Annotated in this window: 26 protein-coding genes and 1 pseudogene; 7 read left to right on the top strand and 20 right to left on the bottom strand. The window is 69.3% G+C overall.

Annotation, left to right across the window (positions count from 1 at the left end; all coding sequences use genetic code 11):
- Positions 1 to 79: 79 nt before the first annotated feature.
- From HMPREF9336_RS04330 to HMPREF9336_RS04305, 6 genes are all read right to left on the bottom strand, one after another.
- The gene (locus HMPREF9336_RS04330) at positions 80 to 1576 is read right to left on the bottom strand and encodes a glycosyltransferase family 87 protein (protein WP_007469371.1); all 1497 of its coding nucleotides are present in this window, start codon (positions 1574 to 1576) and stop codon (positions 80 to 82) included.
- A gap of 22 nt (positions 1577 to 1598) precedes the next feature.
- Positions 1599 to 1931, bottom strand: a complete 333-nt coding sequence (locus tag HMPREF9336_RS04325) for an Mtp family mycobacterial-type pilin (protein ID WP_007469369.1) — start codon at positions 1929 to 1931, stop codon at positions 1599 to 1601.
- A 166-nt stretch (positions 1932 to 2097) separates the two neighbouring features.
- Complete coding sequence (locus HMPREF9336_RS17375; protein WP_007469367.1) at positions 2098 to 2433, bottom strand: Mtp family mycobacterial-type pilin; 336 nt, start codon at positions 2431 to 2433, stop codon at positions 2098 to 2100.
- Between the two features lie 89 nt (positions 2434 to 2522).
- The gene (locus HMPREF9336_RS04315; protein ID WP_007469365.1) at positions 2523 to 2933 is read right to left on the bottom strand and encodes a DUF5318 family protein; all 411 of its coding nucleotides are present in this window, start codon (positions 2931 to 2933) and stop codon (positions 2523 to 2525) included.
- An 82-nt stretch (positions 2934 to 3015) separates the two neighbouring features.
- Positions 3016 to 3561: a CD225/dispanin family protein gene (locus tag HMPREF9336_RS04310; RefSeq protein ID WP_007469363.1), complete on the bottom strand. Its 546-nt coding sequence runs from the start codon at positions 3559 to 3561 to the stop codon at positions 3016 to 3018.
- Between the two features lie 142 nt (positions 3562 to 3703).
- Positions 3704 to 4078: an Mtp family mycobacterial-type pilin gene (locus HMPREF9336_RS04305; RefSeq protein WP_007469361.1), complete on the bottom strand. Its 375-nt coding sequence runs from the start codon at positions 4076 to 4078 to the stop codon at positions 3704 to 3706.
- A 221-nt stretch (positions 4079 to 4299) separates the two neighbouring features.
- Here HMPREF9336_RS04305 and HMPREF9336_RS04300 point away from each other — a divergent pair, with 221 nt between their 5' ends.
- Both HMPREF9336_RS04300 and HMPREF9336_RS04295 read left to right on the top strand, forming a co-directional pair.
- Positions 4300 to 4872, top strand: a complete 573-nt coding sequence (locus HMPREF9336_RS04300; RefSeq protein ID WP_007469359.1) for a PadR family transcriptional regulator — start codon at positions 4300 to 4302, stop codon at positions 4870 to 4872.
- On the top strand, positions 4869 to 5963 hold the full coding sequence (locus HMPREF9336_RS04295; protein ID WP_007469357.1) for an inositol-3-phosphate synthase: 1095 nt from the start codon (positions 4869 to 4871) through the stop codon (positions 5961 to 5963). Before HMPREF9336_RS04300 ends, HMPREF9336_RS04295 begins: the two co-directional genes overlap by 4 nt.
- Before the next feature lie 242 nt (positions 5964 to 6205).
- Here the strand turns inward: HMPREF9336_RS04295 and HMPREF9336_RS04290 are convergent, their stop codons facing one another.
- The 3 genes from HMPREF9336_RS04290 to HMPREF9336_RS04280 all read right to left on the bottom strand — a co-directional run bounded on the left by HMPREF9336_RS04290 (position 6206) and on the right by HMPREF9336_RS04280 (position 8467).
- A complete protein-coding gene (locus HMPREF9336_RS04290; RefSeq protein ID WP_040585020.1) occupies positions 6206 to 6850 on the bottom strand; it encodes an alpha-ketoglutarate-dependent dioxygenase AlkB family protein in 645 nt (214 codons plus the stop codon).
- Positions 6851 to 6939: 89 nt separating this feature from the next.
- A complete protein-coding gene (locus HMPREF9336_RS04285; protein WP_007469354.1) occupies positions 6940 to 7692 on the bottom strand; it encodes an SDR family oxidoreductase in 753 nt (250 codons plus the stop codon).
- Between the two features lie 454 nt (positions 7693 to 8146).
- Positions 8147 to 8467: an Mtp family mycobacterial-type pilin gene (locus HMPREF9336_RS04280; RefSeq protein WP_007469352.1), complete on the bottom strand. Its 321-nt coding sequence runs from the start codon at positions 8465 to 8467 to the stop codon at positions 8147 to 8149.
- Positions 8468 to 8631: 164 nt separating this feature from the next.
- Here HMPREF9336_RS04280 and HMPREF9336_RS04275 point away from each other — a divergent pair, with 164 nt between their 5' ends.
- Complete coding sequence (locus HMPREF9336_RS04275) at positions 8632 to 9159, top strand: hypothetical protein (protein WP_007469350.1); 528 nt, start codon at positions 8632 to 8634, stop codon at positions 9157 to 9159.
- A 59-nt stretch (positions 9160 to 9218) separates the two neighbouring features.
- Here the strand turns inward: HMPREF9336_RS04275 and gad are convergent, their stop codons facing one another.
- From gad to HMPREF9336_RS04260, 3 genes are read right to left on the bottom strand one after another with little or no spacing between them, the layout of a single operon-like run.
- Positions 9219 to 10568: a glutamate decarboxylase gene (gad, locus tag HMPREF9336_RS04270; RefSeq protein WP_007469348.1), complete on the bottom strand. Its 1350-nt coding sequence runs from the start codon at positions 10566 to 10568 to the stop codon at positions 9219 to 9221.
- Between the two features lie 40 nt (positions 10569 to 10608).
- Positions 10609 to 11250 (bottom strand): MBL fold metallo-hydrolase, encoded by a 642-nt coding sequence (locus HMPREF9336_RS04265; protein ID WP_007469346.1) that lies wholly within the window; start codon positions 11248 to 11250, stop codon positions 10609 to 10611.
- A gap of 9 nt (positions 11251 to 11259) precedes the next feature.
- Positions 11260 to 12273, bottom strand: coding sequence for an alpha/beta fold hydrolase (locus HMPREF9336_RS04260; protein ID WP_007469344.1), 1014 nt, complete (start codon positions 12271 to 12273; stop codon positions 11260 to 11262).
- 290 nt (positions 12274 to 12563) lie between these two features.
- Between HMPREF9336_RS04260 and HMPREF9336_RS04255 the strand changes: the two genes are divergently transcribed.
- From HMPREF9336_RS04255 to HMPREF9336_RS04240, 4 genes are read left to right on the top strand one after another with little or no spacing between them, the layout of a single operon-like run.
- Positions 12564 to 13559 carry a permease gene (locus HMPREF9336_RS04255; RefSeq protein ID WP_007469342.1) on the top strand — a complete coding sequence of 332 codons (996 nt, stop codon included), beginning with the start codon at positions 12564 to 12566 and terminating at the stop codon, positions 13557 to 13559.
- Entirely contained in the window at positions 13556 to 14245 is a 690-nt protein-coding gene (locus HMPREF9336_RS04250) for a TIGR03943 family putative permease subunit (protein WP_007469340.1), read from the top strand. Before HMPREF9336_RS04255 ends, HMPREF9336_RS04250 begins: the two co-directional genes overlap by 4 nt.
- 55 nt (positions 14246 to 14300) lie before the next feature.
- Positions 14301 to 14993: a hypothetical protein gene (locus tag HMPREF9336_RS04245; protein ID WP_021030079.1), complete on the top strand. Its 693-nt coding sequence runs from the start codon at positions 14301 to 14303 to the stop codon at positions 14991 to 14993.
- Between the two features lie 5 nt (positions 14994 to 14998).
- Entirely contained in the window at positions 14999 to 15739 is a 741-nt protein-coding gene (locus HMPREF9336_RS04240) for an RsiV family protein (RefSeq protein WP_007469336.1), read from the top strand.
- A gap of 3 nt (positions 15740 to 15742) precedes the next feature.
- On the opposite strand, the gene HMPREF9336_RS04235 is transcribed toward HMPREF9336_RS04240, so the two are convergent.
- The 8 genes and pseudogenes from HMPREF9336_RS04235 to HMPREF9336_RS04200 form a co-directional block, all read right to left on the bottom strand.
- Complete coding sequence (locus HMPREF9336_RS04235) at positions 15743 to 16429, bottom strand: class I SAM-dependent methyltransferase (RefSeq protein WP_007469334.1); 687 nt, start codon at positions 16427 to 16429, stop codon at positions 15743 to 15745.
- A 110-nt stretch (positions 16430 to 16539) separates the two neighbouring features.
- Positions 16540 to 18057: an alpha/beta hydrolase gene (locus HMPREF9336_RS04230; RefSeq protein WP_021030078.1), complete on the bottom strand. Its 1518-nt coding sequence runs from the start codon at positions 18055 to 18057 to the stop codon at positions 16540 to 16542.
- Entirely contained in the window at positions 18054 to 18983 is a 930-nt protein-coding gene (locus HMPREF9336_RS04225) for an ABC transporter ATP-binding protein (protein WP_021030077.1), read from the bottom strand. Before HMPREF9336_RS04225 ends, HMPREF9336_RS04230 begins: the two co-directional genes overlap by 4 nt.
- Positions 18980 to 19789 (bottom strand): molybdate ABC transporter permease subunit, encoded by an 810-nt coding sequence (gene modB, locus HMPREF9336_RS04220; RefSeq protein ID WP_040584617.1) that lies wholly within the window; start codon positions 19787 to 19789, stop codon positions 18980 to 18982. Before modB ends, HMPREF9336_RS04225 begins: the two co-directional genes overlap by 4 nt.
- Positions 19776 to 20536 (bottom strand): annotated as a pseudogene (gene modA, locus HMPREF9336_RS04215) (molybdate ABC transporter substrate-binding protein). The gene modB and the pseudogene modA overlap by 14 nt, the downstream one beginning before the upstream one ends.
- A gap of 129 nt (positions 20537 to 20665) precedes the next feature.
- Entirely contained in the window at positions 20666 to 21676 is a 1011-nt protein-coding gene (locus HMPREF9336_RS04210) for a TPR repeat domain-containing protein (RefSeq protein ID WP_021030075.1), read from the bottom strand.
- Positions 21677 to 22246: 570 nt separating this feature from the next.
- A complete protein-coding gene (locus tag HMPREF9336_RS04205) occupies positions 22247 to 22717 on the bottom strand; it encodes a hypothetical protein (protein WP_021030074.1) in 471 nt (156 codons plus the stop codon).
- A gap of 19 nt (positions 22718 to 22736) precedes the next feature.
- The coding region (locus HMPREF9336_RS04200; RefSeq protein WP_021030073.1) for a hypothetical protein at positions 22737 to 23139 on the bottom strand (403 nt) is incomplete at its 5' end.

Raw genomic sequence — 23139 nt, 5'->3', positions numbered from 1 at the left:
GGACTAGACGAACCCGGCCGGACAAAAGGAAACAGGGGATGGCCGGGTCAGGAGAATCTCATGTGTTCGGTCGGCCAGTCTAGACCAGGGCGGGCCCTTCTGCCAACTCCGGAGAAGCCGCCAACCCCGAGGGAGCGCCCTCGGCCTCGGCTCGCGCGCGACCCGAGCGGCGAAGGGATTGGACCAGCGCCGCGCAGATCGCGATCAACGCCCCGTCGCGCATCACGAGCAGCACCAGATACAGCCGTTCCGCCGTGGGGTCCCCGCTGTTGGTGAAGCTCTGATAGAACCACCACTCCCGCATGAACCAGTTCAGCGCCTCCAAGACCATCCAGCTGAGCAGCGCCCAGACCCTGGGGAGGGCGAGCACCGCGAGCGGCACCAGCCAGAGCGAGTACTGCGAGCTCCACACCTTGCTCGTGAGCAGGAAGGCGGCGACGGTCAGGAACGTCAGCTGCTCGAGCGTCGGCGCGGCTCGCGAGCCCCGACGGCCGAGCACGGCGATCCCGGCGCAGCAGAGCGCGAACGCGCCGAGGGAGAGAAGGTTCGCCTTGCCCGCAGGCAGCAGCCCGACCGAGCCGTGCTCCAGCAGGACGCGCGCGTAGTCGAAGACCACGTAGATGAGCGAGCCCTCCTGGGCGAAGCGCTCCTTGTTGAACGTGAAGAACTCGGCCCAGCCGTCCGGGTACCACAGCGCCACCGGCAGGTTCACCGCCAGCAGCGTCGCGCTCGCGGCCGCGAGCGCCTTGCCCCAGGCCGCCAGCCTCCGCTCCCGCCAAGCGACCAGCAGGAGCGGGAAGAAGAGCAGGACCGGGAAGAGCTTGATCGCCGCCCCGACCCCCACGAGCAGGCCCGTCAGCAGCGGCCTGCTTTTTCGCCACGCGAGCAGGGCGCACATCAAGAACGCGATGCCCAGCGCGTCGAAGTTCGTGAAGGCCTGCACGAACACCACCGGGCTGAGCGCCACGAGCCACACGTCCCAGATCCGGTCGCCCGCGAGCTTCGCGCTCGCCCACACCGCGGCGAGCCAGGCCGCCGCGATGGCCAAGGCGCAGACCGAGAAAAACACCAGCGCGGGCGCGAGCGGCGGGAGAACCCCGTGCGCGGCCCCCGCCGTCCACGCGTGCGCCGCGCCCGCCGCCGCGTATTGGAAGGAGCCGAGCAGCACCGGGTATTCCATCCAGTGCCCGTCCGGCCGGCGGTCGCGGTAGGGCACGGAGCCCTTGTCGAACCCTTCCGAGCCGTAGAGCGGCACGATGTCGGTGTAACAGGCCCTTGCGTACTCGTTGTGGTCGCCCCACAGCACTTCGAACTGGCCGGGCTTGGTCTCATGCTGCTCGAGGCAGGGGGTTTTCGAGCCGAACCCGAGGATCAGCCCGACCACGGCGAGGAAGAGCAGCACCCGCAGCGGGGTGAAGAACGACTGCCTGCCGACCGTGCCGTGCTCGCCGAACGGCCCTCCTGCCCAACGGGAGAGTTGGAAGAAGCCGCCGCTCTCCCAGGTCGGGAGGACGCGGCCGGACAACGACGCGTCGTCGACCTGGGCCGAAGGGCCGATGGCGGGAGTTGCGGTCACCCCGCCACTCTATAAGCCGCGATCACCCGTGACGGCCGCCGTGGTTGTCGCCGTACTCTTCGCTCCAGTCGTAGTCGGGCGGGTACTGCCCGTCCGGGTGCTGGCGGGGCAAGCCGGTGCCGAGGTCAGGATCTGGAACACCGGGGTCCAGGCCCGCGTCGTCGTCGTCCAGGTCGACATCGTGACAACGGTTCGGCTGCTCGTTGACGCCCCATTCCTCGTTCCACTCCTCGCCAGGACACCAATGCCTGTCGTTCTGGCCTGCCGGGAGAGGAGCGGCGAGCGCCGAAGACGGGGCGGCGAGCGCGGCCCCCGAAAGGGCGGTCGCGAAGAGCGCCGCGACGATGGTTTTCATGGAATGCGTCCCGCTTTCATAGAAGGTATCGCTGCCGATCAGGCGCAACGATTGCGCCCTTCACCATGTTACAGCCGATCATGGCGCGGCGCCACAGCCGATCATGGCGCGGCGCCACAGCCGATCATGGCGCGATGCCGCGATCCCCACGCGCGCGCCGGGGCCGTCAATTGTGCTGTCCCCATTTCCGCGAATCGCCGTACGGGCTGGTGTTGTAGGGGTAGTGCTCGCCCCAGTTGTAGTTCGGCGGGTACTGCCCCGGCGGGTAGCCGGACGGGGGGTTGGGGTCGACGGTGGCGCCCCCGTGCAGATCGGTGTCGGCTTCGCCCGGTTTCACGAAGCCGTGGCAGTGCTCGGCGTCCCAGTTGACGCCCCAGTCCAGCCGCCACGGCTGGCCTGGGCACCATTGCCCGTCCTCGGGCGCGGCGAGGGCGGGGGCGCAGAGCGCGGCCAGCGCGGCGCAGGACGCGACGAGGCAAGCGGAGCCGAGGGCCGAACGCACGATTCCCATCCCCTCCCAACGCGTGCCGACGCGGCGCGGCTCCATACTCGATTCGAGTTGGGCTCCGCGCGGATCTCGAATGCGCGACGCTACCGCGAGGCGCCTCGTTTGCTCTTCGCCCTCGCCTTCGGGACGCCGATGACGTAGGAGCGGATGAGGAAGTTCCACGAGCAGCCCCGGCAGACCTCGACGACGTGCACTGTGAACTCGCCCCGCGCCAAGGAGAGCTGCGCGATCTCGTGCTCGCCCCGAGCGGAGCCCGAAGCCGGGCCGAGCGCGTCCCCGTACACCCAGGACACGTGGGTCAGCCGCTCCTTGCCGCAGACCGGGCAGAGCGTCGCGCTCGGCTGGCCGTGGAATTTCGCGGCCAGCAGCAGGAAGCGGTCCGCGTCGCAAATCTCCTCCCGAGCCACCATGCCCGCCTGATAGTCGGCAAGCCGGGCGCGCCGTTGGAGGCCGTACTCCACGACGTGCTGTTGGGGCTGGACGGGCGAACGCATCTCTCCAGGGTAGGGGAAAACCCCCGATCGCGTCGGAGCCCTTCGCCATCGGGGGTCCTCCCTCATGGTCGCCCGGCCTTGCTCACATCCTCGGAGGGGGCGGCGCGGGCGAGAAGGGCCGCTCAGGAGGAGCGGGCTGCGCGGGCGGCAAGGGCCGCTCGGGAGGAGCGGGCTGCGCCGGGCCGTCAGCGCCCCAGCGGCCGTGGTCGCCTCGGTCCCAGCCGTCATGGCCCCAATCGCCCCGGTCGTGGTCGCCATGGCCCCAATCGCCGTGGCCCCAGCCGCCGTGGTGGTGCCCCCAGCCGCCGCCGTGGCGGTGGCAGAACCAGAAGGCCGCGATCCGGAGCGCGACGAGCAAGAAGATGAGGACCAGGCCGACCAGCAGCGAGATCTTCCCGAGCAGTTTGGCCTTGGCCGCCGCCCGTTCGGCTCCTTCCGTGTCGCCCGCCGACCACAGCGGGTACACCTTCCAGGCGTTCGCGAACGCGCTGAACGCGAGCGGCCAGAAGAAGACCACCGAAGCCACTGCCCAACCGATGTTCGATTGCGGCAAATTCGTGGTCACATGGGTGATCGTCCCCGCCGAGGGTTTTTCCTGCGGTTCGGGGGATTCGGGCGGTTCAGTCATGGCAGGTCTCCTTACGAGTAGCGATGCGGTGTCTCCGCTCATACGCGGAGAACACCAGGCTAGGCTCGAAAACTTAGGCGCGCACTAAGATTCGGCAGTGCGCTTGGCGCCAGGATCCTGGGCGATTCCTGTCCGTCGAACCTCAGGTGCGAGGGGAGCCGCCCGCGCTGCCCGCCTGATTGCCGCCGACGGAGCCAGTCGTGGTGCCGTTCGTGTTCGCCGACGCGCCGCCGCCCTCTTGATTGCCCCCATGGGTCCGGGCGTTGCCGGTGCTGACTCCGGCCTGGTCGACATGGTTGCTCTCGCGGTCGTGCAGGTCGTCGCCGAACATGGCCCCGTTCCCGCCGTCCAAGCCGTGGTTGTTCAGGGACGGCGTGCCGTGGCAGGTCTCGAAGTCGACATTGACGCCCCATTCCAGGCGCCACGGCTCCCCCGGGCACCATTCCTCCGCGCTGGCAGGGGACGGCGGGAAGAGCGCTGCTGCGGCCGCGAGTCCTGCGGCGAGTTTGATCTGCATGAAAGCCCCCTATGTTTCCAATATGTTTCACAGAATCTGTCAGATGGGAGCTTCGCCCTCGTCGCTGTCCGGCAGCTGAGCAAAGGTGCGCGCTTCGCCATGTTTCAGGTGAACTTCTGATGACAAGCCCGATTGACAGCTATATCGGCGCGATATAGCATCGGGATGGGTCAAACCGACGGAACGAGACAGACGAAACGAGACAACGGAAGGGTTCGGGCATGCTGGAGATGGCGATCCTCGGATTGCTCCATGACTCCCCCATGCACGGCTACGACCTGCGCAAGCAGCTCAAGGACCTGCTGGGCCCGTTCCGCGCCTTCTCGTACGGGTCGCTGTACCCGGCGTTGCGGCACCTCGAAACGGAGCGTTTGATCTACTCGGCGGACGGCGGACCGCCGCCCGCAGCCCGCAGCACCAGGGCGAACGCAGCCCCGGTGGGCACCAAACGGGCCAAGCGGGTTTACGAGATCACCCCGGAAGGGCGGGAGCGCTTCATCGAGCTGGTGAGCGACACCGGACCCCGGAACTACACAGACGACGGCTTCGGCCTGCGGTTGGCGTTTTTCCGCTTCACCGCACCGGAGGTGCGCATGCGCATCCTCGAAGGCCGTCGCAGGCAGGTGGAGCAGCGACGCGACACCTTGCGCGAGACCTTGGCGAAAGCCAGCGCCGGCCTGCGCCGGTACAGTGCTCAGCTGCAACAGCTGGCGCTGGAGTCCACTGAACGCGAAGTGGGATGGCTCAACGAGCTCATCGCCGCTGAGATCCGAGGAGAAAGCCACCAATCATGACTGACAACGTGAACGAAGTCCGCGTCGCCATCGTCGGTGTCGGCAACTGCGCCGCATCGCTGGTCCAAGGCGTGCAGTACTACAAGGACGCCGACGAGAGCGCGACCGTTCCCGGTCTGATGCACGTGCGCTTCGGCCCTTACCACGTGCGCGACGTGAAATTCGTGACCGCGTTCGACGTGGACGCGAAGAAGGTCGGCTTCGACCTCTCCGAGGCGATCTTCGCCAGCCAGAACAACACCATCAAGATCGCCGACGTGCCCCCGCTGGACGTGCCGGTCCTGCGCGGCCCCACCCTCGACGGCCTCGGCAAGTACTACCAGCTGACCATCGAAGAGGCTCCGGGCGAGGCGGTGGACGTGGTCGCCGCGCTCAAGGCCGCGAAAGTCGACGTGCTGGTCTCCTACCTGCCGGTGGGCTCCGAGGACGCGGACCGCTTCTACGCCCAGTGCGCCATCGACGCGGGCGTCGCGTTCGTCAACGCCCTGCCGGTCTTCATCGCCTCCGACCCCGAATGGGCCGCGAAGTTCGAGAAGGCGGGCGTGCCGATCGTCGGCGACGACATCAAGAGCCAGGTCGGAGCCACCATCACCCACCGCGTGATGGCCAAGCTCTTCGAGGACCGGGGCGTCGTGCTCGACCGCACCTACCAGCTCAACGTCGGCGGCAACATGGACTTCAAGAACATGCTCGAACGCGAGCGCTTGGAGTCCAAGAAGGTCTCCAAGACCCAGGCCGTCACCAGCAACCTGCAGGGCTCGCTGGCGGGCAAGATCTACGACCGCAACGTCCACATCGGCCCATCCGACTACGTCGAGTGGCTCGACGACCGCAAGTGGGCCTACGTGCGTCTTGAAGGCCGCGCCTTCGGCGACGTGCCGCTCAACCTGGAGTACAAGCTGGAGGTCTGGGACTCCCCGAACTCTGCGGGCATCATCATCGACGCGGTGCGCGCGGCGAAGATCGCCCTCGACCGAGGCATCGGCGGACCGGTCTACCCGGCCAGCGCGTACCTCATGAAGTCCCCCCCGCGCCAGCTGCCCGACGACATCGCCCGCGCCCAGCTGGAGACCTTCATCTCCGGCGAATAAGACGCGTAACGGTTGTGGCCCCGCCTGGTTCCAGGCGGGGCCACAACCGTTTTCAGGCAACTCACCCGAACAACGCGCACTCGGCCCAACGCCCAGCCGGAGACCCCCGCGCCAGACAGCCGCGCCCCCAGCGGCGACAACCCCCGGCCGGAGACCCGCATCCCCGACGAGTCAACACAAAACGGTTGTGGCCCCTGTCCGGACTCGGACAGGGGCCACAACCGTTTCGGGCAAACGCTCCGTCAGTCGCGCAATCCCGTGACGCGCACGGTGATGTTGATCCGGCCTCGGTCGAGGCCGCAACCGGCGGGCGCGGTGTTCGGGAACAGTTTCGGCACGCCGTGGTAGGCGAACCGGGCGGGCCCGCCGAACACGAACGCGTCCCCGGACCCCAGACGGACATCCGTGTAGGGCTGGCCTCGGCCCTCGACGTTGCCGAAGCGGAACACGCAGCTGTCGCCGACGCTGAACGAGACGACCGGATCAGCGGCGCGCTCCTCTTTGTCTTGGTGCATGCCCATGCGCGCGTCCGGGCGATAGTAATTGGCCAGCGCCGCGTCCGGGCGGTACGCCGTCGCCGCGCCGCAGGCTTCCTCGACCGCACCCCTCGCGAGGTCGCCGAGCCAATCCGGAAACGGCAGCACGCGCCGCCCGTTCACGTCATCGGCAGTCCGCGTGTAGCGGTAGGGGAGCCAATGCCAGCCGAGGCAGACCGTCTCGACCGACATGCGGCCCCCGTTCGGGAGCGAAGCAGCCCTCGGCGGGACCGGCCCGCAGGACCACTCGGCGAAAGCGGCGGCGAGCCGGGCCTGCTCGGAGAGCGGCAGCCAGTCCGGGAGATGGACGGCTCCGGGCGCGATCTCCCGCAGTCCTGCGCGGGGGCGCAGGACTGCTTCCGGGCCGAAGAGCGCCGCGTCGGAGCCGCCCTGTGCACTCCCGCGCCGGACTGCCGACGCGGGAGTGCGCCGCAGGCGGTTCAGCCTTTCGTCGCGAAGCCGCCGTTGGGGTAGAACACCTGTCCGGTGTACCACTTGCCGGGCCCGGCGAGGAAGACGACGCTGGATGCCACGTCCGTGATTTCGGTCAACCGTCCGAGCGGCGTGGTCGACTTGAGCCACTCGACGCGGCCGTCGTTCTCCTGCGGGTACAAGAACGGCGTGTCCATCGGCCCGGGGGCGATGGCGTTCACGCTGATCTGGCGAGAGCCCAGCTCTTTCGAGGCCGCCTTGGTGAACTCCACGACCGGAGACTTCGAGCCGCCGTAAATGGCGTATCCGTCGGTGTAGAAGGCGAGCAGGGAGGTGATAATCGTGGTGATGCTACCACCGTCGTTGAGCTTTTCCGCCGCCTCTTTGATGAAGAAGAAAGCCGCCTTCGAGTTCTTGTCGAAAATCTCGTCGTAATCCGCCTCGGTGATCTCAAGGATGGGCTTGCGGATCACCTGGCCGACGGTGTTGACGGCGATGTCGAGGCTGCCGAACTCGCTGAGCGCGGCATTGTAGAAAGCGGTGATATTCTCAGGCTTGGTCAGATCGCCTTGGAACTTGACCGTCTTGGCCCCCGTCGCCTGGATGGCGGCCACCGTCTCGTCGGCCGCGGCCTCCGACGAAGCGCTGTTGTAGTGGACCGCGACGCCAGCAGCGCCTGCCCGTGCCAGCTCCTTCGAGATGAGCCCGCCCAGGTTCTTCGCCCCTGCGGCCACAATCGCGTATTTTCCTTCGAGCGACAACGCGCCACCTCCACTCTTATCAATGCTTCGGCAAACGAAAGCATGCGATTCTTCTCGTGAAAAAGAACCCCGCAACAAGAACTGTCCCCAGCCGTGCAGCAAGGCTCTGTTTAAGAGACTACACACACTTCGCCGAGGCGGGCAAGCGGAAAATCGCCGACACGACTTCGGCGAAACCGCGAATCGCGCGCACTGCCGACAATGGCCGCCCGGCAATGTCGCGAATACCGATTCGCGCCCACTTCCCACCAGCAATAACAAGCGTTGATTATTTTTCAACAATTTATGATTGTGGTGTTCCGCGCGAGGGAGGCCCATAAAAATTTTAGATTCTCCCCGAGAAGAAGACGCCGGAGCCTCGCAACACGGCGCCGAGGAGCGCGGCCCCTCATCACGCGCGCGCATGTGGCCCGGAACCGACCGGCTCCGGGCCACGGCCACAGGACGCGCACGCTCACCAGTGGTGGGCCCAGCCGTCGTCCCGGTCCCGCCAGTCCCGATCCCTGTCCCACCGGTCGTCCCACCGGTCGTATCTGTCGTACCGATGCCAGTACCGGTCGTAGCGGAAGCGGTCGTCGTGGCAACGGTTCCAGTCCCAGTTCCGGCCCCACCGGTTGTCCCAACGCCAACCGGGGCACCAGCGGTAGTGGTCCGGGGCGGGGCGGATCGTGTCCGAATGCGGGACCGTCGGAGAAGCCTGCGCCGCCGCAGGCGTCATCAATGCCCCCAATGGCGCGGCAACGGCGAAAAATAGCGCGGCGACTTTGTTCCTCATCTCCGACTCCTTTGTGAGAGGTAAAAACCTCCTTGAGAGGAGGTACAAACGAACATAAAGGACCGAGAGTGTGGTTTTGATCACTACCAGCTGTGAGTCGGCTGGCAAATCGGGCTGCGGATATTCGCTGGCGGGCGCGGGGATTCGCGCTCTATCCTCGCCGCATGCGCCAGAGCGATCCCGAGCCCGTCGCCTGCCGACGTTGCGGCGGGGCCATGACGGGCGACGAGGCGCGCCGGGCCGCCCAGGTCTTCGAGCTCATGCACTATGCGTGCTTCCATTTCGAGTTCGAACATAGCTTGGGAGCAGACGCGGCCGTCGGGGCCGAGGACGTGTGGTGCCAGTCCCCTGGCTGTCCCGCGCAGCCGGGGGACTGGCGGGAACGGCTCGGGCTGCTCTGGTGGAGCGGGCGTGGCCGCTGGGGGCAGGGGTACCTCGACGACCGGCAGGAGGGACAGCTCGAACGGCTCTCGGCGGCGCGGTGGATACCGAGGTCCGAGCTGGCCGACCAGCTCATGGGCGGCACGCCCGAGCAAGTCGGGGCGTTCTTCGTCGCGTTGCGCGAAGCCGCTGGCGCGCTGCCCGACGGCGCTGTGGAGACGGAGGACGAGCGGGCCGAACGACTGGCGCGCAGCGACGCGTGCTTCGACCAGTTGCGGCGCCTGCTACAACTGGCCGAGGAGCAGAGCTAGCTCCTCGTACGCGCAGGGCTGGCCGTTCGCGCTCATGCGCGCAGGGCTGGCCGTTCGCGCTAATGCGCGAAGTGCCTCCTCGGCTTCGCCTCCCCGCGCCCAAGCTCCTCCATCGCGGTCGTGATGCTGGTGATCAGTGCCTGGGCGAGCGAGCCGCTGAACCCTTCGCGCACGACGATCCGCAGCACCGAGAGCCCTTCCGCGCCCTGGGGCATCGGGTAGGCGGGCACTTGCCAGCCGCTGGCGCGCAGCGCGTGCGAAAGCTCGTAGACGTCAAAGCCCAGCCCGTCCTCCAAAGCGAACGCCACCACAGGGATCGCGGAGCCGTCGGCGATCACCCGCACGCCCGGCAGCTCGCCGAGATCGTCGGCGACCTGCCGCGCGGTGCGCTGCAGCGAGGTCATCACCCGCGTGTAGCCCTCCCGCCCCAGCCGCAGGAAGTTGTAGTACTGCCCGATCACCTGGTTGCCGGGGCGGGAGAAGTTCAAGGTGAACGTCGGCATGTCCCCGCCGAGGTAGGAGACGCGGAAGACCAGCTCCTCGGGCAGCTGCTCCGCGTCCCGCCACACCACGAACCCGACTCCGGGGTAGGTGAGCCCGTACTTATGCCCGGAGACGTTGATCGACACGACTCTGGGCACCCGGAAGTCCCACGGCAGCTGGGGATGCAGGAACGGCGCGACGAAGCCGCCCGAGGCCGCGTCCACGTGGATCTTCACATCCGGGCCGCCCGAGGCCGCGAGCGCGTCGAGGGCTTCGGCGATCTCCGCGACCGGCTCGAACTCCCCGGTGAAGGTGGTGCCGAGGATCGCGACGACGCCGATGGTGTTCTCGTCCACGGCGGCTTTGACCTGCTCCGGGGTGATCGTGTAGCGATCAGGGGCCATCGGCAGATATCGGGGCTCCACGTCGAAGTAGCGGCAGAACTTCTCCCACACGACCTGCACGTTCGAGCCGAGCACCAGGTTCGGCCTCGTCGTGTCCTTCCCCGCCGCCTGCCGCGCGAGGCGCCAGCGCCATTTCAGCGCCAGACCGCCGAGCATCACGGCCTCGCTCGACCCGATGGTGGACACGCCGGTCGCGCTCGACGCGTCGCCAGGGTCGAGCCCCGGCGCGTGGAAGAGGTCCGCGACGATGGCCACGCACCGCGCCTCGATGGCGGCGGTCGCCGGGTACTCGTCCTTGTCGATCATGTTCTTGTCGAAGGCTTCGGCCATCAGCCCCCGCGCCTGCGGCTCCATCCACGTGCTCACGAACGTCGCGAGGTTCAGCCGGGAGGAGCCGTCGAGCATGAGCTCGTCGTGGATGTGCCGCGCCACCTCGTCGGCGTCGATCTTGGTGTCGCCGAGGCGGGCGGGCGAGTGGAACTGCAAGTCGAGCCAGCTGGTGTACGCGGGTTCCGAACTCATGATCCCACTCTATGCGCCCGCGCGCGGCGAGGGCGGTTTTCTAAGCGACTTCTAAGCCGTCCTCGCGGGGCAGGATCCGCAACTCCGCCCCGCTCGGCCCGTATTCGGCGTAGCGGTCGGTGTACAGCTGCGGGAAGCGCTCGGTCTCGGCGTGGACCGGCACGGCGAGCCGGGCGTTCACCGCGCGCAGGAAGTCGATCCCGTTCGCGACGGTCATCCACGGCCCGCCGGTGGGCACCGCGAGGACCTGCGGGCTCTTGTCCGGCACGTGCAGCGCGTCCCCCGGATGGTAGAAGAGGTCGGGCTCGGACTCGTCGCCGAAGATGAACCCGAGGTTGTCCACCACCGGCACGTCCGGGACGAGGACGGCGTGCTTGCCGCCGACCACGCGGACGTCGAGCGCGCCGGCCGCGAACGAGTCGCCAGGGGCGACTTTCCGCCACCGGCCGCCGAGGACCGCCTGAGTCTGCGCGTCCGTGACGAGGACGGCCTGCGGGTTGAGCTCGAGGAGCGGGCCGAGCCGGGACTGGTCGACATGGTCGGCGTGCTGATGGGTGACCAGGATGGCGTCGAGGCCGGAGATCCCCTCGAACCCGTGCGAGAAGGAGCCCGGGTCGATCAGCACTTTCGTCCCCGCGTGCTCGACGAGGACGCAGGACTGGCCGAAATGGGCGAGGCGCATGGCCTCAGCCTACTCGCAGGAGCTCGGCGGCGGCTGGTCTCCGGCGAATCTCGCGCCGAGCCAGTCGAGCACTTCCTGGTCGTCCTCGACGGTGGCGTGGTCCTGGCCAGGACGGACCGTCTCCTGCACGCGCAGCCCGAGCTTGCAGCCCCGCCGCACGGCCTCCTGCACCCATTCGGGCCGGATCAGCTCGTCTTTGCCGCCCTGCACGACCAAGAGCGGCCCGTCCCCCGCCGTCTTGGGCAGCGAGACTTCCTCCAACCACGCGCGCAGCTTGGCCTGCGCCTCCGGGGCGGCGGGCACGACTTCGGACGGGACGATCTGCGCGGTGATCGCGGCGCGCTTCTTCAGATCCTCCGGCGCGCACGAGAGCAACGCCTCGTGGTTTTCCAGCGCGGAGCCGGAGAGGAAATCCTCCCACTTGCCCTCCGGATGTTTCGCGAGGTACCCGGCGACCAGCGCGGGGAACACCGCCTGCTGGCCCTTGTTCAGCTGGCCCGCCAGCGCGCCGTCGAGCAGCTCGGTCCCGGTCACAGCGGGGTCCAGCGCGACGGCCCCCACGAACTGGAACGCCTTCCCGTACTCCTTCGCGCGCTCCAGGGCGGCCCACGCCGCCTGGCCGCCCTGGGAGTAGCCCCAGGCCGCCCATTTGTTGGAGTGCTGCGGGACCAGCTGGCGCGCGGCGGCGACCGCGTCGATCAGGTTGTACGCGGCGGTCTTCGGGTCCAAGAAGGGGTGCGTGCCCGGCGCGGACAGCCCTTGGTAGTCGCTCATCACCACCAAATAGCCCGCTTTGACCAGAGGGATGATCTTCTGCGAGGTGCTGGTGAGGTCGGGGCGCTCGGCGGGGCCACAATCACCGACGACCCCGGTCAGGCCGTGGCCGACGGTGATGATCGGCCAGCCCTCCTTCGGCGCGGGTCCGGCGGGGGTGAGGACGACCCCGGCGACTTCGGTCGCGGAGCCGTCGATCCCCGAGGTGGAGCGGTAGCGGATGAGCGTGGCGTCCGCGCCCTTGGGCAAAAGGCTCCGCCACGCGGGGGCCTCGTACGAGGAGAGCTTCGTGCCCGGCGGGAAGCTCGCGAGTGGGGGGCGTCGACGTGGTGGTGGCCGCGACCGGGGCGGGCGGCGCGGGAGCGGGGGGCGGCGGGGCCGGCTTGCTCTCGCCGCACGCGGCGAGAGCGCTGCTCGCGACCAGGGCAAAAGGGGCCGACCAGGCCACGAATCGGCTCACTGACCGACGCCACGCTTCTCGCACGTCCAACAGTGTAGAGCCTCTGCGCGGGGACGGACGAGTTGCTACCCTGGCGGTCGTGCGCGCCCAAGCCGGCTCCGTCCGGCCCTCCTCGATCTGGGTGTTCACCGTCGTCCTCCTCGTCTTCATCGTGTTCGCCGAGCAGGTTTCGGACGCGTTCGCGGCCCATCCCGTGCTCTCGGCGGCGGCCACTGTCTTCTCCGGGATCTTCGTGCAGGCGGTCCCGTTCGTGGCTCTCGGCGTGCTGGTGAGCGCGTTGATCGCGGCGTTCTTCCCCGGCGACGGGCTGCGCAGGCTCCTGCCTCGGGGCGAAAAGGCGCGGGTGCTGGCCTCGGGGTTGGCCGGGGTCGGACTGCCCGCGTGCGAATGCGCGTCGGCTCCGATCGCGAGCCGGCTGCTCGCCTCGGGCGCGGGGCGCGGGGCGGCCATCGCCTTCCTGCTCGCCGCCCCGGCGATCAACCCAGTGGTGATCGCGGCGACGCTCGTGGCGTTCCCAGACCGGCCGCAGATGGCGTTGGCCCGGTTCTGCGCTTCGCTCCTTGTGGCCTGGCTGGTGGGGCTCGCCTTCTTGCGACGCGCCTCGGACCAGGATCCCCTGCCCGAGCCCGCGCACGAGGCTGGGCACGCGCACGGCGGAGGCTCGCGGTTGGACCGGTTCCTCGCCGCCGCCAAGGCCGACCTGCTTTCCTCCGGATCGTTCCTCGTGCTCGGAGCCGGGTTCGCGGCGCTCGCCCACGTCCTGATCCCGCCAGCCTGGCTCGCGGCGCTCGGCGGGAACCTCCTCTCCTCGGTTGCGGCGATGACCGTGCTCGCGGTCGTCCTCTCGGTCTGCTCAGAGGCGGACGCATTCGTCGCCGCGAGCTTCACCGCGCTGCCGTCCACCGCGCAGCTGGTGTTCCTGGTCGTGAGCCCGATGGTGGACCTCAAGCTCGTCGGGATGCATGTGGGGATGTTCGGCGCGAGGCTCGCGCTGCGCCTGGACGCGGTCGTCCTCGCGGTCGCGGTGGCGGTGGCGACGACCGGGGGCCTGCTCGTGTTCGGGGCCGGACGATGAGGCGCGAGACGCAATACCTGATCTTGCTGCTGGCGGGCGGGGCCGTGCTCAAGATCTCGCTGAACGGCATGTACGCGCGGTACGTGAAGCCCGAATTGGGGCCGTGGCTCGCCGTGTCCGGGGCCGCGACCGTGCTGTTGGCCGCAGCGCTCATCGCGCGCAGTTTCCGGGGCGGGGCCGACGAGCAGGAGCACGGCCACCGGCATCAGACGCGGATGGGCTGGCTCTTGATGGTCCCGGCGTTGGCGCTGCTCTTCGCGCCGCCGCCGATCCTGACCGTGGACCAGCGTCCCTCGCAGGCGCAGGCCGCGCCGGTCGAGTCCCAGGGCTATGCTCCGCTGCCGCCGGGACAGCCGCAGGTGAAGCTGCTGGATTTCGTCGGCCGCGCGCTGAACGCGCCGGGAACGCTCGACGGCAGGGAGGTCTCGCTCGTCGGCTTCGTCCGGACCCTGCCAGACGGGCTGTACCTCGCGCGGGTGTTCATCTGGTGCTGCGTCGCGGACGCTCGCGCGGCGGTGGTCAAACTCGACGCCCCGAACGCGCAGGGCCTCTCGGACAAGCAGTGGGTGCGCGTCGTCGCGACGTATGTGCCGGGCAGCGTCCATGCGGACCCGGACAGCATCCCGACCGTCCGCGTCGTCGACGTCGAGCCCATCCCCGAGCCGCAGGATCCCTACGAGCACTGACCGCAAGCCGGCCCTTCCAGAGAACGCACAGGCAGGGCGGGTACGGTGAAGCCCTATGCAGCACAAAGTGGTGACCGCATTGCTCGCGGCCTCAGCCGGACTGACCGGAGCCCCCGCGCACGCCGACCGCCAGGGCGTGTGCGAGGACTTGGACGGCCTGTGGTCGGACCGCAGCGAATTCGTGCAGATCACAGGCCGCGCGGCATGCGAGCTGACACCGGAGTCGGCGGGGAGCACGCTGCTGCAATTGCAGTACGAATACCCGTCCGACGTTGCGGACGACCCGTCCGGCGGCAAGCAGCTCACGACGTACCTCGCCTCGCGGATCAAGTTCTACCAAGCGCAGCTCGCCGGCGGCGACGGCGAGATCGCGGTCGGCGTCACCTACGAGGAGCAGTCGTCCGGCTCCTCCAGGACCGTGGTCTTCACCGAGTCGGCGTTCACGAAGGGCGTGCGCCAGCCGGTGACGCAGAAGCTCACGCAGACCTTCACCCTGTCGGCTTCCACCGGCTCGGCCGTGTCGGAGAGCAGCGCGCCCACCGCCGAGCCGGACGGTTCCGCGCCGACGACCACCGTCCCCACCGCACCGGGGACCACCATCCCGTCGCCCGCGCCGAGCGCTTCCGAGCCGAGCCCGAGCACCACGCCCGCCAAGCCGTCAGCGACGGCCCCCGGCGCCGCGCCGCTGAAGACGCCCGCGCCCGCCGTCCCGGCGAAGCCGTCCTCGGGCGCCCTGCCGCCCCGCTGATCGGCATGCGTCGGCTCTTCTGCGCGTTGCTCGCCTCGGTCGCGCTCGGCGGGTTCGCGGCGGCTCCTGCCTCCGCCGACCAGGCGGGCGTCTGCGAGGCCGTGGGCGGGACGTGGCGCGAGCACGGGCTCTACCCGCGCCAGACCGACGAGCCGCGCTGCGAGTTCCAGGAGAACCTGTCCGACGACCGGGCGATCAGCTACAGCAGCCCGATCCCCGACGACATGCTCGGCGACGAGTGGGTCCAGTCGCAGCTCGCCGCGTTCATCAAGAGCCGAGTCGCCGCGCTGCGCGCCTCGACCCCCTCCGCTCCGCAGACCCTGGCGGCGGGCGATATCGCCGAACACCAGAAATACCAGCATTCCGCCTCGGTGCAGAGCCTGGTGTTCCACGAGCTGGTCAACGTCACCTCCTCGGCGCATCCGACCGACGAGTTCCTGACGATGACCTTCGACCTCGCCGAGCACCGGCAGCTCAAGCTCGCGGACTTGTTCAAGGCGGGGACGAACATCCCGACCGCCATCACCCCGCTCGTGCTGCGCTACGCGCCAAAGGGCGGCGGCCTCGACCAGCTCTCCATCGGCGGCGGCTACAACGACGGCACCTACACCGCGTTCGCGCTCACCACGACCGAGCTGGTCGTCTACCTGCCCAGATCCCGCGTCGGGTCGATGGCCGCAGGGGCGTTCACCACACGGATCCCGCTCGGAGCCTTCGGCGACACGTTGCGGCCCGAATACCGCTGAGCGTTAGTCGCGGTGCGCGACCAGGAGCCAGCCCGGCAGTTGGGCGAGGCCGCTGGGGCCGATGACCACACCGCGCCACTCGAAGCCCTCGGGCAGCGCGCCGGGTTTGGGGGCGAGCAGATGCACGCGGGCGGCCCGGACCTCGTCCACGGCCAGATGCGCGCCCGCCGCATCGCGCAGCTCGGACTCGGTGAAGGCGCGGGGCCCGAACTCATGGCGCGGGAACGCCTCGGCGGCGAACACGAGGGCGTAGAAGCGCCCGCCGGGGCGCAGCGCGGCGCGCAGCCTGCGCATATAGGGCTCCCGGAGCGCGACCGGCATGGAGTGGAACACCGCGCTGTCCACAGCGGTGTCGAACCGCTCGTCGCAGCCGCCGAACTCGCTGAGGTCCGCCGCCGCGAACTGCGCGGACACGCCTCGCTCTGCGGCGAGGCGGCGGGCCCGCTCCACCGCGACGGCGGAGAGGTCCAACCCGACGACCTCGTGCCCGCGCTCGGCCAACCAGACCGACGTCACGCCGACGCCGCACCCGGCGTCGAGCACTGCGCCCCGGATCTCGCCGCGCTCTTCCAGCGCGACGAACTCGGGCTGCGGGGCCCCGATGTTCCACGGCGAAAGCTCCGCGTGCGCGTCGCCCTCGCCCTGGTAGATCTCATTCCAATCAGCGGTTTCAACATGAAAAAGTGGCATGACACGATGCTGCGCCCGAGGACGGCCCGTCCGCCACTGTTTGAGAGAAAACAAGCAACAACGCCCGAGCGGGAACTCCCACGCCCTGTCAAGCGTTTTAAACCGACGACTCACCCGTCGATCGGGCACACCGTGCCCTCGGCGGGCAGCCGCAACTCCGTCAGGTAGTCCTCCACGCCCCGGTTCAAACAGCCTCGAGCCGCGCTCTGCCCCAGGTACTGCGCGTGGCCGGGACGCTGCGTGCTGAGCAGGACCGCGCTGTCGACCTCGGCGACGAACGCCTGCGCCCAGCGGTGCGGGGTGTTCGGGTCGTGCAGGCCGCTCACCACGAGCAACGGCGGCGCGCCGGTCCCGGATATCAGGCCGGGACCGGCGGGATGGGCGGGCTCGGGCCAGCCCGCGCAGTCCAAGAGGCCGGGGAAGCTCTGGTTCGCGAACGAGGCCCCGAAGATCGGGCTGCGCTCGGGCCATTCCCGCGCGAACCGGGCCGCCTCGTCGGTCCGGACTCGCAGCGCGGGCGGCTGGTCGTCGCACCAGACGGTCCGCAGCGCGCTGGCCCCCTGCGGGCTCGGGGGCTTCGGCGGGGGCGGGCGCTGCCCGTCGAGCGCGCTGGCGAGGACATCGGCGAGCCTCGGCCACTGCTCGTAGCGGCGCAGCTTGCCGAACACGTCGCGCACGTCCACCGCGCGCGCGTCCCGCGCGATGAGCGCGGCGAGCCTCGGGCGCAGATCCCGCAGCCGCGCCGCGTCCGGGCCGCGCGCCGCCCATGCCGCGAACTGGTCGAACACCTCCTCCGAGGAGGACGCGACTCCCTCGAAGAACTCGGCCCGAGGCCGGGTGAAGTCCACCGGCGAGTCGAGCACCATCGCCCGCACCGCGCCAGGGTAGAGATGCGCGTACACCGCGCCGAGGAACGTGCCGTAGGAGAAGCCGAGATAGCTGATCTTCGGGGCCGCGAGCGCGCGCCGGATCGACTCCATGTCGCGGGCCGTGTCCACGGTGCTGTAGAACGCGAGGGCGGGGCCCAGGGCGGCGGCGCAGGCCTGGCTGACCGCGCGCTGCGCCGCCTCCGCGCGGGCGGGAGCGCCGGCCCCGCGCAGATCCGGCAACCCGGCGAGCGTGTCGATCGCCGTCGCGTCCACGCAGTTCAGCTGGCCGGAGCGGCCAACGCCCCTCGGGTCGAAGCCGATCACGTCGAACCGCTCCGCCACGGCGGCGGGCATCTCGCCAGCGAGGATCGGTCCGGTGGAGAGCCCCGGCGAGCCCGGCCCGCCCGGATTCATCAGGAGCGGCCCGAGCGGGTCGTGCGCGGCTTTGGCGCGGGTGCGGGAGATCGCGATGGCGATCTTCTTCCCGTCCGGGCGGTCGTAGTCCAGCGGCACCACGACCTCGGCGCAGGCAAGCTCGAAGCGTTCCCCCGGCCGCGCCACGCCGCCGTCGCACGGCCCCCACACCACGGGTGCGGGCTCGAACGGCGCAGGCGGCGGCGAGGACGGGGCTTGGGCGGAAGCCTGCTCGTGGCGGCGCTGGCCAGCCTGCTGTCCGGACGGAGCCGCGCACGCGGCCATCCCCAGCGCCGCCGCCGTCCCGAGCGCCGCCCACCGCAGGGCGCGTGCCGTCCGCCTCATCGCGCGACCCCCTCCCGCACCGCGATCCCGACCGCCATGCCCGGCTCCAGCCGCTGCGCGAGCTCGCGCCCGACCGGGGCCTCGACCACCGAATCCCCGATCCGGCACAGCGCCCGCAGCCCTTCCCCGTGCGAGACCACGCCGATGACCGTGCCCCGATGCTGCGCCGCCTCCGCGCCGCCCAGCAGCACAGTCGCCGCAGAGGGCGGGAACAGCGCGTCCCCGACGCGGTTGAGCCCCACCAGCCGGGCGGCGAACTCGGTGGCGGGGCGTTCGGCAAGCTCCTCGGGCCGCGCCGTCTGCGCCACCCGGCCCGACTCCAGCACCACCACCGAATCCGCCAGCGTCGCCACGTCGGCGTAGTCATGCGTCACCAAGAGGCAAGTCCGCCCCGCCACGAGCCGCCGCAGCAAGGCCCGCAGCTCCGCGGCCGCCGGTACGTCCAGCGCGGCGAATGGCTCGTCCAACAGCAACACGTCCGGCTCGGCGGCCAGCGCCTGCGCCAACGCGACACGCTGCGCCTGCCCGCCGGACAGCTCCCGCGCCCGCCGCCGGGCCAGCTCCCCGGCTCCGACCCGCTCCAGCCAATCGCGCGCCGCCGCCCTCGACCGCGCCGTGCCGCGCCCGGCGGCCCTCGGCGCGAACGCCACATTGTCCAGCACGTCCAAATGCTCGAACAACACCGCGCGCTGCGCCAGGAGCGCGACCCTGCGCCGCCACAACGGCAACCCGGCCACCTCGCGATCCCCGACGCGGACCTGCCCCCGGTCGGGCCGCACGAAGCCCGCCACCATCCCGAGCAGGCTCGACTTGCCCGCCCCGTTCGGCCCGATCAGCGCCGCGCACGTCCCAGCGGGCACGTCGAACGCCGCCTCGACCCCCCGGCCCCGGTGCGCCACGTCGATCCGCAGCCCCGTCGGACTCATGCGACCGGGTCCGGTCCGGGCCGACGACGGTCCGCCCACAAGGTGAGCAGCACAAGGCCGACCGCGACGATGAGGAACGCCAAAGACAGCGCCTGCGCCGAGGCAGGATCGACCTCCCGCTGCAAATACACCTCCAGCGGCAAAGTCCGGGTGACCCCTTGGAAACTGCCCGCGAACGTCAACGTCGCGCCGAACTCGCCAAGCGCCCGCGCGAACGCCAATGCCGTCGCCGCGATCAGCGCGGGGCGCATCCTCGGCAGCGTCACCCGCCACAGCACCTGCCACGGCCGCGCGCCCAGCCCCGCCGCCGCCCGCTCCGGAGCCTCGCCCGCCGCCGCGAGCGCGCTGGCGAACGCGAGCGCGAAGAACGGCAGGGCCACAAACGCCTGGGCCAGCACCACCGCAGTGGTGGAGAACGCGATCCGCACGCCCAACGCGTCCAGCTGCTCGCCGAGCACCCCGCGCCTGCCGAACGCCGAGAGCAGCGCCATGCCGCCCACCACCGGCGGCAACGCCAACGGCACCAGCAACACCCCGCGCAGCACGCCCCTCCCGCGCCCGGAGCCGCGCGCGAGGAACAACGCCAGCGGCGTGCCCAGCAACAGGACCAGCGCGGTGGCCGTGGTGGTCGTGATCAACGACAGCGTGAGCGCGTCCCGAGCCGCCGCCGAGGCCGCGAGCGAGGGCAGCTGGCCGAACGACACCCCACGGGGCAGGCACAGCACCGGCAAAGTGACCAACGCGAGGCCGAGCGCGGCGGGCACGAGCAGCGGCGCGGGCACGCCCCCGCGCTCACGGTGCGCCAAAGCCCGCCTTCGCCAACGCCTCCTGCCCCTGCGGGCCGAGCACAAAATCCACAAAAGCCTGCGCCGTCTGCCCCCGCCCCTGCCCCTGAGCCTGGCTCAGCACCGCGATGGGATACTCCGTCGCGAGCGAATCCCCCTCCGGGATCGGCACCGTCGCCGCCCGGTCCCCCGCCGCGCTCGCGTCCGTGCGGTACACCAGGCCCGCGTCCGCCTCCCCGGATAGCACCTTCGCCAGCACATCGCTCACCGAAGGCTCCTGGCTCCTCGCCGGGACCGCCACCCCAGCCTTCGCCTCCACCCGCCCCGCCAACGCCCCGCACGGCACCTGCGGGGCGCACACCACCACCGACAACGCCGGGTCCGCCAGATCCGCCAGCCTCGCAATATGCTTCGGATTGCCCGCAGCCGTCGCGATCACCAAATGGTTCGACGCGAACACCCTCGTCTCCCCCACCAGCTTCGCCTGCCGCGCCCGCGCCATGTTCGCCTCGTCCGCCGACGCGAACACATCCCCCGCGCCCCCTGGTCCAACTGCGCCAGCAACGTCGGCGACCCCGCGAACGTGAACGCCACCTTCGTCCCCGGATGCTGCGCCTCGAACCGCCCGCCCAGCTCCGTGAACACCTTCTGCAACGAAGCCGCCGCGAACACCGTGATCCCCTGCCCGCCCGGAGCCCCAGCGTGCGCGCACGAAGCCACAGCCGAGACCACGACAGCCGCCGCAGCCGCTCTCAACGCGTTCCGCATGCGGTCGAGTCTAGAGCCTGCCGGCGATCTCGGAATCGCTCATCCCGCCGTTGTCGATCAGACCACCGCTCGCAAGCGCACGCCGGAGGGCGGGCAGAGGCCAGCGCGGTCGAGCCGCAACAAACTCGGCTAGACCGTAGCCGCGTCGTACAACTTGCCCGCTTTGATCGCGTCCAACACCACCGTTCCCAGTCCGACGTTGCGCCAGTAGTTGGTCAGGTACTGGTCAAGCGTATCGGTGTTCACTCCTATGGCTTTCACCTGTTCTGGTGCGATCACGCGCTGCTCTTGGTCGATGAGCCCAAGGTCTTGGAACCGTGCAATCTCAGAACTCTGGCCTGGCAAGCCACCAGGCTGCGTCGAAAGCTCCTGAAAGATGCGGAACTGGGGCATGCTCGCGTCGTACACATCAGGTTTGGCTTTCGGGTTTGGCGTGCGCAGGTCGTGGTCGGCGCAGTCGGCCATCGCGGCAGCGCCTTGCAACGTCGCTGAGTACCCGAACTCGGGTCCGTATCGGGTGGGCGATGCCGCAAGGCCTTGTGCGTACTGTTCGTACCATGATTCCTGAGTTTTAAGAACCCCCTCTTTAAGGATCTGACTCGCGACACCATCACTGCCGAGCACCGTGAGGACGCGCCTGGTATTGCGAGCTGCGCGATCATCGTCTAGCCGTCGAAACCCGGTACTCGTGCCCAAGTCTTGGACCATAGACGCAAGATACGGCACCATCGCTCTGGCCAGAGCCCGCGCAAGTTGTGGGTTGGCATCCCCGAAGAGACGCTTGTCTTTCAAAAGATCGTCATGGTGCGCCGCCATATACGTAGCGACAGCGTGCGCGGTCTGTCCGCCGAGAGAAAAGTCATCGCCGCGAGCATCCGGGATCCAGGCCACGACTGCTGCCACAGCCTTCCCCCCGTCGTCCCAGTCTTGCCCCAGCAGGTGCCCGATCAGCGCGTCATCAGGGTGCTCCCCGTCTGCTCCTGCGATCAAATCACGGATCACTTTATGCGAGTTCGCGCCAACTGCTTCGGCCAGCTTTTGTGTGGCTTGATCGGGATAACGCGCAGATGGGCGATGCCCGCACCCAGCAACCGCCACCACCACGAATAAGATCCAGAAGAGGAACCGTTTACTAATCATTTCTTTCTATTATCCGTGACGTGATCGTAAGCGGAACTCGCGTTGGCCACATCGCTCACGACATTATCTCGCCCAGAGTTTTGCCAGTAGCTCGTTAGACACCTATCCAGCGTGTCGTAGCTCAACCCGAGCTGTTGGAGACGTTCAGGGGCAGGAGTCGTCCGCTCTCATCCACCATGCCAAGCGAACGCATCTCGTCAAGTGCGTGGCCTCCGGTGGGGAGAGCAGGGTCGGGCAGACCGCCTGGACTGTTGGACATGGCATCAAGGGCTTGAAGCTGCGGGATACTGGTGTTAAAGATCGGCAGCCCTGCAGCTGTCACAGGGGTGGGCTTCCCGGTGATCAGGTCGATCACGGGGTCTTTGCCCCATTTATCGAGTTGGTCCAGGAAGAAACTGACCGCCGCTGTCCCAGGAATCCGCTGGCGTCAGCTGTGGTGCTCCTTCGCTAGTCGACGTACGCCGACCGATCACGCAAAGTGAGACGCGCCCGATCTGCGGACGGTTCCCACCATCCTAAAACACGGACAGAATCCGTCAGATCGCGCGCGTCGGCCAGAATTGCGATGGTCTAGAGCTTGCTGGTGATCTCGGAGTCGCTCATCCCGCCGTTGCGCAGGCAATGCGCCACGTCCAGCAGTTGATCCTGGTACGGGTCGTTGAATGCGAGCAACATGGCGCGCAACCGCCAGGTGAGGTTGCGATGGCTCTCATACTCGCCCCGAGTCGGAGGCAGCTCGCCCGGCTTGACGGCCACACGACCCTCCAACCGGGCCAAAAGCTCGAAGCCGTCGATCTCGTGCGAGCGCAACTCGTTCCGCGCCGCGTCCCGCGCGGCGCGGAACTCATCGGTGCCGACACCAGCACCGCTGTTCGCCAACGCCCCGTACAGCGGGCCCCACACCGGCCCCTGCGTGTACGCGGACGTGCTCTGCACACCCTCACGGGCCAAAGCGGCCACCGCCGAGGCGGTCTTCTCCTTCGACACCCCGGCGACCGCCGCCGCCAACCCAGGGCTCGTCAACACCAAAGGATGCGTCATCTCACTCTCCTCTTGCTGGTCACCAGTTCAGGTTGTCGCCGCCGCGTTCTTCTTTGCGGTACTGGTCGAGTTCTTGTTTCCAGCGGGCGTTGGTGAGCTGCGCCCTGCCCGAGCGTTCCGCGGACTTGCGGTACCACTCGGCCTCCTTCGGGGGCAGGCCGACCGGGTCGTACAGGCCGTCCGGGTCCCGCTTCGCGGCGTCCTGCGCGTGCCGCAACGGGTCGTCCTGCTTGACCGCCAGCTCCTCGGAGCTGAGCGTCTTCGCGTCCTCGACAGCCGCCTGGGGCACGTCCGCCTCGTAGCCGGGGCGGCCCGGCCAATACGACTCCACCGGGCTCGGCATCGTCGCCAACGAGTGCACGTAGGCGCTGTCCGGCTCCTCGAGGAAGCACACCGCCGTCAACCGCCAGGACTTGTCCCCG

This window comes from Segniliparus rugosus ATCC BAA-974 (assembly GCF_000185725.2).
Classification (GTDB): domain Bacteria; phylum Actinomycetota; class Actinomycetes; order Mycobacteriales; family Mycobacteriaceae; genus Segniliparus; species Segniliparus rugosus.
Note: the sequence above shows the minus strand (reverse complement) of the source record. Positions and strands in the feature narration are given on the sequence as shown.